The sequence below is a fragment of the Streptomyces sp. NPDC023527 genome (assembly GCF_055560115.1).
Genome location: NZ_JBVHJJ010000010.1, coordinates 84,504 through 96,171, shown reverse-complemented (window position 1 = coordinate 96,171; position 11,668 = coordinate 84,504). Strand labels below are relative to the sequence as shown.

General features: G+C 72.4%; 9 protein-coding genes. 3 read left to right on the top strand and 6 right to left on the bottom strand.

Translation table 11 applies throughout. The features are described from left to right. Nucleotides 1–9: 9 nt before the first annotated feature. The 4 genes from ACZ303_RS20650 to ACZ303_RS20635 form a co-directional block, all read right to left on the bottom strand. The gene (locus tag ACZ303_RS20650; protein ID WP_467340978.1) at nt 10–1,527 is read right to left on the bottom strand and encodes an FAD-binding oxidoreductase; all 1,518 of its coding nucleotides are present in this window, start codon (nt 1,525–1,527) and stop codon (nt 10–12) included. 26 nt (nt 1,528–1,553) lie between these two features. Next, on the bottom strand, nt 1,554–3,320 hold the full coding sequence (locus ACZ303_RS20645; RefSeq protein ID WP_467340976.1) for a thiamine pyrophosphate-binding protein: 1,767 nt from the start codon (nt 3,318–3,320) through the stop codon (nt 1,554–1,556). After that, a complete protein-coding gene (locus tag ACZ303_RS20640; RefSeq protein ID WP_467340974.1) occupies nt 3,307–4,020 on the bottom strand; it encodes a hypothetical protein in 714 nt (237 codons plus the stop codon). Before ACZ303_RS20640 ends, ACZ303_RS20645 begins: the two co-directional genes overlap by 14 nt. Nucleotides 4,021–4,196: 176 nt before the next feature. After that, nucleotides 4,197–5,213, bottom strand: coding sequence for a 3-oxoacyl-ACP synthase III family protein (locus ACZ303_RS20635; RefSeq protein ID WP_467340972.1), 1,017 nt, complete (start codon nt 5,211–5,213; stop codon nt 4,197–4,199). A 295-nt stretch (nt 5,214–5,508) separates the two neighbouring features. Between ACZ303_RS20635 and ACZ303_RS20630 the strand changes: the two genes are divergently transcribed. Both ACZ303_RS20630 and ACZ303_RS20625 read left to right on the top strand, forming a co-directional pair. Then, a complete protein-coding gene (locus tag ACZ303_RS20630; RefSeq protein WP_467340970.1) occupies nt 5,509–6,471 on the top strand; it encodes a helix-turn-helix transcriptional regulator in 963 nt (320 codons plus the stop codon). A 166-nt stretch (nt 6,472–6,637) separates the two neighbouring features. Further along, nucleotides 6,638–7,144: a hypothetical protein gene (locus tag ACZ303_RS20625; RefSeq protein ID WP_467340968.1), complete on the top strand. Its 507-nt coding sequence runs from the start codon at nt 6,638–6,640 to the stop codon at nt 7,142–7,144. Nucleotides 7,145–7,207: 63 nt separating this feature from the next. Here ACZ303_RS20625 and ACZ303_RS20620 read toward each other — a convergent pair whose 3' ends face one another. Next, entirely contained in the window at nt 7,208–8,059 is an 852-nt protein-coding gene (locus tag ACZ303_RS20620) for an SAM-dependent methyltransferase (RefSeq protein ID WP_467340966.1), read from the bottom strand. A gap of 197 nt (nt 8,060–8,256) precedes the next feature. On the opposite strand from ACZ303_RS20620, the gene ACZ303_RS20615 reads away from it, so the two are divergent. After that, nucleotides 8,257–9,474, top strand: coding sequence for a cytochrome P450 family protein (locus tag ACZ303_RS20615; protein ID WP_467340964.1), 1,218 nt, complete (start codon nt 8,257–8,259; stop codon nt 9,472–9,474). Here the strand turns inward: ACZ303_RS20615 and ACZ303_RS20610 are convergent. Next, on the bottom strand, nt 9,458–11,539 hold the full coding sequence (locus ACZ303_RS20610; RefSeq protein ID WP_467340962.1) for a SpoIIE family protein phosphatase: 2,082 nt from the start codon (nt 11,537–11,539) through the stop codon (nt 9,458–9,460). The two genes, ACZ303_RS20615 and ACZ303_RS20610, sit on opposite strands and share 17 nt — an antisense overlap. Between the last annotated feature and the right edge of the window lie 129 nt (nt 11,540–11,668).

Genomic DNA, 11,668 nt, shown 5'->3' with positions numbered 1-11,668 from the left:
TCGCTCCTCTCACTTCGCCGGCAGCGACTGGGCGTGCTGGAAGACGTCGTGCGGGTCGAAGGCGCGCTTGGCCTCGATGAGGGCCTCGTAGTTCTCCCCGTAGTAGAGGCGGTGCGCGGACACTCCGGACCGGTTGTACTCGGGGTCGTCGAGGTCGACGTCGGGGTAGTTGACGTAGCAGCCGTCGGTCTCGTCGTCGGTGACGGGCGCGCCGCCGGTGTCCGCGTACACCTCGCCGTAGAAGTCGCGGATCCACTTGAGGTGGACGGGTTCGTCGGCGTCCTCGTACCAGGCGGTGACGTAGTGCATCTCCATCACCGAGTCGCGGTGGGGGAACGCCGTAGCCTCCCGGGGCCTGGTGTTGGTCTTCCCGCCGAAGGCGATCATGAGCAACCGGGCGGCCGGGTTGGGGTACTCGACCTCCGTGAGGTAGCGGTACATCGCCCGGATCTGCCGGTCCGGGAGAGTGCGGCGCTGGTACGCCGACTTGGCCTTGAACCGGAACGTGGGGGTGTTCGGGCCGGCGAGGCCCGGCCACTGGGTCGCGTGCAGCCACGGCAGGCGCCGCTTCTCGATCTGCGGGGTCACGCCCGTCCCCTCGCAGATCTCCGCGAAGTACGCGTCCAGCAGCTGTTCGGCGTCCGGGCCGGTGGCGTCGAACTGCGCCACCATGCTGAACGATCCGGCGGCGCGCGGTGTCGGCTGGAACTGGCTGTAGAGGCTGTCGTAGGCCGAGCCGTCCTTGTGCCGTTCGCACCAGGAGCTGAAGTTCTTCGCGAGCCGGGTGAAGGACGCCTCCGTCAGGGTCGCCCACGACCAGGTGACGGTGGAGACGAACACCTCGCTCGGCGGCTTGGGCAGCAGCTTCCTGGGGTCGTGGCCCTTGGCGCCGGGGGTGCGGAACCAGTAGCGGGTGACGACACCGAAGTTGCCGCCGCCACCACCGGTGTGCGCCCACCACAGCGCGCCCTTGGGGCGGTCGTGCTCCCAGTCCTCGCGCGTGGCGACGACGGTGCCCACGCGGCCCGAGGCGTTGACGGTGACCACCTCGACGGCGTGGAGGTAGTCGGTGGTCAGCCCGTGCAGCCGGGACAGCGGCCCGTGGCCGCCGCCGGCGATGTGTCCGCCGATGCCGACCGAAGGGCAGGCGCCGCCGGGCAGGACGACGCCCCAGGTCTCGTACAGCGCCTCGTAGACCTCTCCGAGCGTCGCGCCGGGCTCGATCGCGAACGCCCCGCGCTCCTGGTCGAAGGAGACGCTGTTCATGTTCGAGAGGTCGATGACGACCTTCGCGTCGGTGCCGAAGCCCTCGTAGCAGTGTCCGCCGCTGCGGACGGCGATCTTCTTGCCGGCCCTGAACGCCTCGCGGACCGCGTCCTCCACCTGTCGTCGTGAGTCGACGAGGCGGATGGAATCGGGCCGGAAGACCCAGCGCAGGTTGTAGCCACGGGTGAGGTCGGCGTAGCGCGGGTCGCCGGGCGTGACCGTGACCGCTCCGGCCGTCGCGGCACGGGTGTCTTGCTCCATCAGTTTCCCCCTGATCGTTCTGGTGCTCAGCCGGTGAGTACCCGGCTGTCGGCCCGGCGTCCGACGACGTACGTCGGCTCGTCCTCCGGCAGGAAGGCCGCGAAGGGCGGCACTTCCTCGGCCTGGAGCCGTAGTTCGAGGACACCCGGGAGGTGTGTGTGGCCGGCGTGGTAGTCGGCCAGGCGGTCGCGCAGTTCGTCGAGCGTGCCGGCGGTGCCCACCCACAGCCGGTCGGGCGCGCCCAGTCCGTACGCCACGGTGGCGACGTCGAGCGGCGGATAGCTCACGCATTCCAGCCGCGAGTCGAAGAAGGTCTGCTGGCGGGTGACGCACATGCCGTGCATGTTGTTGTTGAAGACCACATAAAGGATCGGCAGCCGCTCGGCCACGGCGGTGTGGACCTCGAAGCCGTTCATCAGGAACGCCCCGTCCCCGCACAGGACGACGGTGCGGGTGTCCGCAGCCGAGCCCAGCTGGGCGCCGACCGCGGCGGCGATGGCGTAGCCCATGCCGCCCATGCCGAGGGCGATCGTCGACGAGGCGCCCTCGGGCACCTGCGCCAGGTGGATGGCGGCCGAGGCGCAGTTGCCGGCGTCCAGCAGGATGTTGCCGCCGCGTGGAAGGTAGTCCTCGATGGCCCGGATCGCCTCGCTCTGCCGCAGGGTGTCGCGGGCGGTGCGCGGGTCGCAGGGCTTGTCCGTGGCGGGTGCGAGGCGTGGGCGGTAGCGGCGCAGCTCGTACCCGTCGGGCGGTGGCGCGGTGAACGGTTCGGCGTCGAGGAGGCCCAGCAGCGCGCGGAAGGCGGCGCCCGCGTCCTCCGCGACCACGATGCCGGGCGCGGTGGCCCGTTCGGCCTCGCCAGGGTCGATGTTGACGACGGCGAGGCGTGCGGGGTCGAGCCGGCCGAGCGGTGCCCGGGTCATGACGCCGAGCCCGGTGCCGACCGCGACGACGAGGTCGGCGTCCTTGAGGTAGGCGTGCGCCGAGGGGTGGCCCGCGGCGCCCGCGACGCCCAGGAACAGCGGGTCGTCGTTGGGGAACTCGCCGCGCGCCGCCATGGTGGCGGCCACCGGGACACCCGCCCGGCGGGCGAAGGCGGTCACCGTGTCGGCGGCGCCGCTGCGCCGGACGCCGTGTCCGATCAGCAGCGCGGGGCGGCGGGCCGCGCGCAGCGCGTCGAAGAGCGGGCGGACGGTGTACGGGGCCACCTCCCCGGGCGTGAGCAGGGCGGACAGGTCGGCCGGCCAGTCGGCGGGCCGGGGGCCCACGGGCAGTTCGAAGACGTCGCGGGGCAGCAGCAGCGCCACCGGGCCGGGCCGGCCGGTGAGCGCGGTGACCGCGGCGGCGCGCAGTTCCGGCCAGAAGGCGGCCGGATCGTCGATCTTGGCGACGCGCTTGGTGGCCGCCCGCAGCAGGCCCGCGGCGTGGACGGTACGGCCGATGCCGGAGGAGTCCTGGAAGGCCCCGCGTCCCTCGAACGGGCGTGGTGGCTGTCCGATGAGGGCCAGGACCGGCACCGACTCCGCGTAGGACTCGGCGAGTCCGGCCATCAGGTTGACCATGCCGCCGCCGGAGGTCGCGCAGCAGACGCCGAGCGTGCGGTGGACGCGGGCCCGGCCGTCGGCCATGAACGCGGCGCCGTCCTCGCGCCGGGCCATGACCGACCGCAGCCGGTCGCCGCCGAGGCGGTGGATCGCGTCGTGGAGGTGCTCGATGTTGGCCCCGCTGACGCCGAAGACGTGGCGGACGTCCCAGTCGCGGAGCGTGGTGACCAGCGCGTCATCCAGCCGCATCGGTCGGTCCTGACGCGGTACGGGGAGTGGCCGGGCCGACGGCGGCGCCGCCGGAGAACCGGTGCTCGAGGATGCGTTTGAGGTTGGCCATCTCCACCTTGTGGATGGCGTCGAACTGGGGCCAGATGTCGCCGACCCAGTAGCGGTCGGTGCGCGCCCGGCCGGCGGCGATGTACTCCGGTACGTCCGTCACGGCGCGGTCGTAGTAGGGGTGCCGGCAGTTCGTCCAGGTGATCACCGTGCCCGGGCGGCGCAGGGTGCGCCAGGCGTCGGCGATCGTGAAGTAGTAGCGCATCCACAGCTCGTGGCCCTGGTCCCAGGCGCAGGGCCAGACGACGAGGCCGTGCTCGGGGCCCTTGCTCACATCCGCCCGGACGAAGATCTCGGTGTTCGGCTGGATGGCCTCGCGGCCGACGTAGAGGCCGCCGCCGAGGTGCCGGAGGTTCCGGATGCTGTACGTCCATTCCTCCAGGGAACGGACGTCGGCGAGGTAGTCGAAGACGACGTCGTACGGGACGTCGATGTGCTCGCCGAGCGTGCAGTAGGGGCCGAATATCTCCTCGTGCGAGTAGGTCTCCTTGGTCATGTCGACCATCAATTTGTGGATGTCCGCCGCGTTGGTGTTCTCACAGCGGATGAGATCCAGCCGGGCGAGGTCGGAACCGCTCGGCTCGGCGGCGGCATTCGGTACAGGCGTCATGGGGCCCCCTTGAATGCGGGAAGGTCGAGAAAACGGAATGGGCGGAACAGGCGGAGCAGGCGGAACGGACCGGGCGGAATGCGGAATCGTGAATTCTTAACCATCGGGGAACGGCGCGGGCACCAGGAAGGCGCCGGCGAGGTCCACGAGAATTCGGCGGATCCGCGCCCCCCGGCTCACACGCGAGCGGCGGGCCAGCGCAGGGTCATCGCGCTGACCATGTCCCCACCATTGGAGAAGGTGCCGAGCGCCAGTACCTCACCCGGCTTGACCAGGGAGTTGTCCAGCGCGTCGGCCAACGTCACCGGGATCGAGCCGGCGAACAGATTCCCGTACTTGGCGAGCGTGTCGTGCGTACGCGACGGATCGATGCCGCAGCGCCGGCGCCACTCGGCCAGATACTCCTCGTTCGGCTGGTGGGTGATGAGGAGCGAGACGTCCCGGCTCTCCAGCCCGGCCCGGTCGAGGCTGATCGCGACGGCCTCGGGCACCAGGCTCATCGCGTTCTGGCGCAGCGCCTCGATGCGCTCGCGCGTGAAGTTGACGGTGATGGGGCCGCAGCCCCGCTCCCAGTAGTCCTTGAACCGCCCGTCCACCAGGTCCGGTTCGAAGCGGAGCAGTCCGTAGTGTTCACCGTGCGAGCGCTCGTACGTGGACAGGATCGTCCGCTCCCCGGGCGCCAGCAGCGTCGCGGTGGCGCCGTCGCCCAGGACGCGCGACCGCGCGGACTTCTGGAATTCCGGGAGCCGCGAGACGAAGTTGGTGACGGTGAGCACCACGACGTTGCGGTGCTGTCCGGATTCGATGAAGGCACTGGCCGTCCGGAGCGCGGACAGCCAGGAGCAACAGCTCGTGTCGACCTGGAGGATCGCCGCGCGGCGCGCGCCGACGCTGTGCTGCACCGCCGGCCCGATGCCCGGCCAGAAGGTGTCGTTGAAGACGCAGTTGTAGATGATGAGGTCGATGTCCGCGGCGGGCAGGCCCGTGCGGGTCAGCAGCTTCTCGACGGCCTGGGCACCCAGCTCCGCCGAGGTGTGGTCGGGCGAGGCGAACCGTCGCTCCGCGACCCCGCGAAAAAATGGATCATCCCCGAGTTCGTCGCCGGCGTCCCCCGAGCCATTGGCGACGACGCGTTCGGGAAGGAAGTTGACCACATCAATGATCTGGGCATATGTCGCCCGCTTTTCGTGCACCCCGTTGTCCCCCCTTGTGGCACTTCTGCCGTCACGGGCACGGGTGCGTGGCGGGCACCGGCCGTGACGCTTCGAGTATGCGCGGAGCGGCGGGCGCCCGGCCACGAGATGGCGCTGTCCTATAGTGACCTGGCAAAAACCGGAAAGCGGTGTCCTATAGTGACCTGGCAAGAAGTGGAAATCGGGGGGCGGTCAAGGACGTTGAGAATACCGGGGGTCAAAGTTGACAGAGCTGGATTCGACCTGCGTTTCCGTCTACACGCTGGCTCTTCGGCACGGTTCTTTCCACGAAGTCATGATCATGGATGCGCTGGGCATCTCCCCAGGTGAACTGGCGCGGGCCCGCGACGCGCTCCTCGGCCTGGGACTGCTCGCCCCGGGCGGCACCGGGCGCCCGCTCGTCGCCGTCCACCCCGAGGTGGCGGAGGCGATCGTGTGCGGCCCGCTCGAACGGGACATCCATGAGCACGAGCAGCGCATCGCGCGGATGCGCGGCCAGTTGCACGCCCTGCTGCCGGTCTATCTGGACACCATCGGACCGCCGGAGCCGGCCGAGGACGGCGGCACCCGCACCATCCACGATCCGGAAGAGGTCCGGCGCCAGCTCGCCGCGGCCGCCCGCCGCTGCCGGCACGAGGTGGTGGCGATCCAGCCGAACAACGGCCGCGACGCGGACGCCGTCGCGCACACCCGCGCGTGGAGCCTGGCCCTGCTGCGCCGGGGCGTCCGGATGCGCATCCTCTACCAGCACGCCGAGCGTTCCAGCCTGGCCACCCGCGCCTATGTGTGCCAGGCGGCCGAGGCCGGGGCCGAGGTGCGCACCAGCGCCGAGGTCTGCGAGTACCTCGTGGTGTTCGACCGGTCCCTGGTGTTCGTGCCGCAGGCGGCGGCGGACGGGGAGGGCGCCGGCGCGGCGCTGGTGACCAATACGACGGTCGCCGAGTTCATGTACCGCCGGTTCGAGGACGTCTGGATGCTCGGCCAGCCGTTCGACCCACAGGCGGCGCCGTACGAGAAGGTCGCCGACGAGCTGAACCGGACCGTACTGCACCTGATGGCCGCCGGGTTGAAGGACGAGGTGATCGCGCGCCGGCTCGCCATCTCGACCCGGACGTGCCGCCGGTACATGAAGGCCGCGATGGCCGAGCTGGGCGCGGTCAGCCGCTTCCAGGCCGGTGCCCGCGCGGCCCAGCTGGGTCTGCTGCGCACCCCCGTGCCACAGCGCCTGCGGCTGGGGGGCGGCTCCGGACCGGCCTGATCGACTCGGGGCTCGTTCGAACAATGGCGCTATCTCACGGGTGACTTGGTGTCGGCGGACCATCACTCCGCGATACCGTCGGCGTCGAGTGAACGCAGCGCCGGGCGAGGCGGGTGGGGGGACCGTGACTCGGTGGCGCTGCCCCGGACTTGACCTGGAGGCCCCGATGTTCCGTGCCCGTCCCCGCCGTGCCATGACCGTCGCCGCCGCCACCGTGGCCGTCGCCGGTGCCGCGACCTTCACCGTGCTGTCGCTGCAACCCGCCGCCGCGGACGGGGAGCGCGAGCTCCGGCTGACGGCGGTGCAGAAGACCGGCACCCAGCCGGAGCATCCGAAGACCGGCGACAGCTGGGTGACCTACTTCGACCTGCACACCACCGCGGTCGACAGGGACGGCAAGGAGAGCGCCGGCAAGCGCGTCGGGGACGCGAGCGACCGCTGTGACGTCGTCCTGGCCCGCTACGAGGGCCTGGTGACGCAGTGTCAGCGGGTCCTGCGGACCGATCGGGGCGCTCTGGTCCTGACGTCCATGACCGACCGCTTCGGCCGCGGTCCGTGGACGACGACCGCGGCCGTCACCGGCGGCACCGGCACGTACGCGGGCGCGACCGGCGAGGCCCGCGTCACGATGGACGGCGAGCGGGCCTCGTACCGCGTGCAACTGCGCGGCTGACGGCCGGGGCCGGCCCGGCGGGCCGATCGGGGGGGGACCGGCGGCCCGCGCCGCGTCGTGCGGTCAGCGGGGGCGGCGGGCGTGGACGATGCCCCAGCGCAGCTGCTCACGTCGGCAGGCGTCCACCCACAGGGGGAGGTTGCCGAGCAGGTGGTCGAGGTAGGCGGGGCTGATGATCTCGCGGAGCTCCGCCTCGCGCTTGCCCGTCTCGTCGGTGAGCCGCCGGTAGTGGTGGGCCAGCTGGTTGCTGTGGTCGTCGAATTCGACGTCGGTGAGACCGAGTTCGGCGAGCCGGTGGCCGTAGAAGGTCGGGGTCGCCAGCGCGTCCACGCCGAGGCGGGAGACGGCCGGGCGCAGCACCTCGGGCGGGGTGGCCTCGGCGGCCATGAGGTCGGTGAAGGCCAGCGCTCCCCCGGGTTTGAGGACGCGCGCCGCCTCCGCGAGCACCCGCGCCCGGTCGCCGCTGTGGCAGAAGGCCTCCAGCGAGCACACGGCGTCGAAGTGGCCGTCCTCGCAGGGGATGTCGTGGAAGGAGCCGGTGACGACCTCGATGAGGCCGTCCAGGCCGCGCTCGGCGTTGGTCCGGCGGTGCCGCTCGTTCTGGGCGGCGCTGAGGTTGAGGGCGACGACGCGGCAGCCGAAGCGCCCGGCCAGGAGGCGGGCGGTCCCGCCGTAGCCGGCGCCGAGGTCCAGCACCCGGCCGCCGGGGCCGAGACGGTCGGCGAGCCGGTCCGCCACCCGTTCGACGGTGCGGCGGGAGGCGTCCGCGATCGGCTCGTCGGCGTGGGCGTAGATGCCGGTGTGGATGTCCTCACCACCCCACACGGTGTCGTAGAAGGCGTCGACGTCGTCGGAGTCGTAGTAGCGGCGCGTCGCGTCCTCGCCGGTGCCCGGTGCGCTGGTGTCGTGGCTCATCGGTGCCGTCCTTCCTCGTTCCCGCTGGTGCTGTCGCGGCGGACGGGATCAGCCTCGCCGCCCGACGGCGAAGATCACAGGGACGAACCGGCCAAGAGCCGCCGGGCCGGGCGCGGAACGCCGGGGGGCGGCGGGGGCCGTGGCACGCTTCGGGGAGACGAGACGCCCCTTCCCGGCACGACAGATCGGTTCCCGCCTTGACCAGCCCCCTCCCCCGACTCCCCCTGCTCCCCCGGCCGTTCGGCGAAACCTCCTTCGCCGACCCCTTCCCGGTGTACGCGCGGCTGCGCGCGGCGGGGCCCGTGCACCGGATCGCCCTGCCCGACGGCTCCCCCGTCTGGCTCGTGACCCGGGAGGCGGAGGTGCGTGCCTGGCTCACCGACGACCGGCTGACGGTCGACAAGACGCACTCGGGCACCGGCTACAAGGGCTTCTCCCTGCCGCCGGCCCTGGACGCCAACCTCCTCAACGTCGGCCCCGCCGACCATCTGCGGCTGCGCAGGCTGGTGTCCAAGGGCTTCACCCCGCGCCGCGTGGAGGATCTGCGCGAGCGGATACGGGCGGCGGCCGAGCACCTGGCCGACGAGCTGGCCGGGACCCTGGCCGCCCGGGGACGCGCCGATCTCCTGGCCGAGTTCGCCAACCCGCTGCCGCTGGTCGTCATCGGGGACCTGCTCGGCGTCCCGGAGGCCGATCGCAAGCCCTTCTCCGCCGACGTCTCCACCATGTTCGCGCCCGAGCGCCCCGGCCAGGTCGCCGAGGCCGTGGAGCGCGTGCACCGCTTCCTGCTCGGCCTCGTCGCCGCGCGCAGGGCCGCACCCGGTGACGACCTGCTGTCCGCCCTGATCGCCGCCCGCGACGACGGCGACCGGCTCGGCGAGGACGAGCTCGTCTCGCTGGCCTTCCTGATCCTGATGGCCGGCAGCGAGAACGCCCAGCACCTGATCAGCGGCGGTCTGCTGACCCTGCTCGGCCACCCGGCCCAGCTGGCCGAGGTGCGCGCCGACCCGGCGCTGATGCCCGGCGCCGTCGAGGAGCTGCTGCGCTACGCCCACCCCAACCAGATGGCGATCCGCCGCTTCCCGACCGAGCCCGTCGACATCGGTGGCGTACGGATCCCGGCGGGCGACACCGTGCTGCTGTGCCTGGCCTCGGCCCACCGCGACCCCGCCCGCTATCCGGATCCGGACCGCTTCGACATCCACCGCGAGGACAAGGCCCACCTCGCCCTCGGCCAGGGCGTCCACTACTGCCTCGGCGCTCCCCTGGCCCGCATGGAGATACGGATCGCGCTGGAGACGCTGGTGCGCCGCTTCCCCGGCCTGGGACTCGCGGTTCCGGCCGGCGAGCTCCGGTGGCGGGCGTCGTTCCGCTCGCACGCGCTGAAGGAGCTGCCGGTCACGGACCGCCGGTGACGCGGGCGATGAGCAGCGCCACGTCGTCCTGGTCGTTGCCGGCGCGCAGGGACGTCAGCAGCAGGTCGCAGGTCGCCTCCAGGTCGCCGGGGGCGGCCTCCAGGACGGTGAGCAGGTCGTCGAGGCGGCTGTAGATGTCCTGGTCCCGGGTCTCGACCAGGCCGTCGGTGTAGAGCACGAGCTCGTCGCCGGGCGCCAGGTCCACGGAGACGCTCTCGAAGGGCACGCCGCCGACACCCAGCGGCGCCCCGGCGGGCAGCTCCAGCAGCGTCGGGCGGCGGCCGGGGCGTACGAGGGCGGGCGGGAGGTGGCCGGCGTTGGCCGCGCAGCACCGGGCGCGCCCGGGGTCGTACACGGCGTAGACGCAGGTGGCGATCATCTGGTCCAGACCACTGGCGGTGTGGTCGAGGTGGTGCAGCACCTCGGCCGGGTCCAGGCCCAGTTGGGAGAGCGTCCGGGCGGCGGTGCGGAGCTGGCCCATGGCCGCGGCGGCGTTGATGCCGCTGCCCATGACGTCCCCGACCACCAGGGCGCTCTGCTGCCCGTCCTGCGGGATGACGTCGAACCAGTCGCCGCCGACCCGGCTGGCGGTTCCGGCGGGCTGGTAGCGGTAGGCGATCTCCAGGCCCGGCAACCGCGGCGGCCGCTGCGGGAGCAGGCTGCGCTGGAGGGTGAGGGCGGTGGAGCGTTCGCGCTGGTACCAGCGGGCGTTGTCGATGCAGACGGCGGCGCGGGCGGCCAGCTCCCCGGCGAGGGCGACGTCGTCCTCGCCGAAGGGCTGGGGGTTGACGGTGCGCTTGAGGTCCAGGGCGCCGAGCACCTCGCCCCGGGCGATCAGCGGCACCGCCAGGTAGGAGTGCAGGCCGGCGCGGTCCAGGAGCGCGGCCGCGGTGGCGTCGCGGGCGATGCGGGGCAGGTCCGCCTTGCGTACGTACGGGACGTGGACGGGGTGGCCGGTGCTCACGCACTGGGTGACCAGCCGGTCGGCGGCGTACTGCGCGATCTGCCCGGGCGGGTCGGCGGCGCGGACGGCGTCGGCGGCGTCGGGGGCCTCGGTGGAGGCCACGGCCAGCGCCCGGAAGACGGCGGCATGCCCGTCCGGCGGGGCGTGCTCGCCGCCGAGGACGGTGTCCAGGACGTCGACGGCGGCGACGTCGGCCAGCCCGGGCACCACGACGTCGGCGAGTTCGCGTGCGGTCTGGTCGAGGTCGAGGGTGGTGCCGATGAGTACGGAGGCGTCGGCGATCAGTGCCGTGCGGCGCCGGGCCTCGGTGTCCACGCGGTAGCGGTCGGTGACGTCGACCACGGAGGTGGCCAGGCCCAGGGGGCGGCCGACGGGGTCGTCGAGCCGGTAGTAGGAGATCAGCTGCGCGGTGCCCTCGGTGGCGCCGCCGCCCTTGGCGCCCACGGCGAACCGGTCCAGCAGCGGGGTGCCCGTCGCCAGCACCTCGCGCATCGCCGACTCGATCACCTCGACGTCGGCGTGCGGCAGGGCCTCGCCGACCCGGCGGCCGAGGTGAGCGTCGGCGGGCAGGCCGTGGATGCGCTCCAGGGCGGGATTGACCATCACGAACCGCAGGTCGTTGTCCAGGACGGCCAGGCCGATCGGGGACTGGGCGACCAGCCGGAGGGAGAGGGCCAGATCGCGCTCGACGTGGCGCAGGATCTCCTGGTCGGTGGCCATCCCCAGGGCGTAGAAGCGGCCGCTCTGGTCCTCCAGCCGCATATTGCGGAATTCGACCAGGCGGGCGGTGCCGTCCTTGTGGCGGGCGGGGAAGACGCCGGCCCAGGACTCGCCACCGCCCATCACCTTGGCGAACAGCTCCAGGACCGCGTCGAGGTATTCGTCGAGGACCAGCAGCGGTGCGGCGTACTGACCGAGGGCCTCCCGCGCGGTCCAGCCGAACAGCTCCTCGGCCTGGGGGCTCCATAGGACGATCCGGCCGCGTTCGTCGAGGACCACGGCGGCCACGCTGAGGACGTCGAGCAGCCCGCCGGGCTCGAAGGGAGCCCCCGCGGGCCGGACGGGTTCCGACCGGAAGGCATCGGCGTCGGTCGTACCCATCGGGGTCCTCCTTCCGCCCGCCAGGTGTGCGCCGCAGCGTCTTCCATCGTCTCTCCGAAGGGGCCCACCGCGCAGCCTGCGGCACAAGGCGCGTCCATCGGCAACCGGAGGAAAGGGGAGGAACAGCCG

Coding starts and splice junctions, on each gene's coding strand:
- ACZ303_RS20650 (WP_467340978.1), bottom strand. CDS start 1,527: ATGGAGCAAGACACCCGTGCCGCGACGGCCGGAGCGGTCACGGTCACG.
- ACZ303_RS20645 (WP_467340976.1), bottom strand. CDS start 3,320: ATGCGGCTGGATGACGCGCTGGTCACCACGCTCCGCGACTGGGACGTC.
- ACZ303_RS20640 (WP_467340974.1), bottom strand. CDS start 4,020: ATGACGCCTGTACCGAATGCCGCCGCCGAGCCGAGCGGTTCCGACCTC.
- ACZ303_RS20630 (WP_467340970.1), top strand. CDS start 5,509: ATGATCATGGATGCGCTGGGCATCTCCCCAGGTGAACTGGCGCGGGCC.
- ACZ303_RS20625 (WP_467340968.1), top strand. CDS start 6,638: ATGTTCCGTGCCCGTCCCCGCCGTGCCATGACCGTCGCCGCCGCCACC.
- ACZ303_RS20620 (WP_467340966.1), bottom strand. CDS start 8,059: ATGAGCCACGACACCAGCGCACCGGGCACCGGCGAGGACGCGACGCGC.
- ACZ303_RS20610 (WP_467340962.1), bottom strand. CDS start 11,539: ATGGGTACGACCGACGCCGATGCCTTCCGGTCGGAACCCGTCCGGCCC.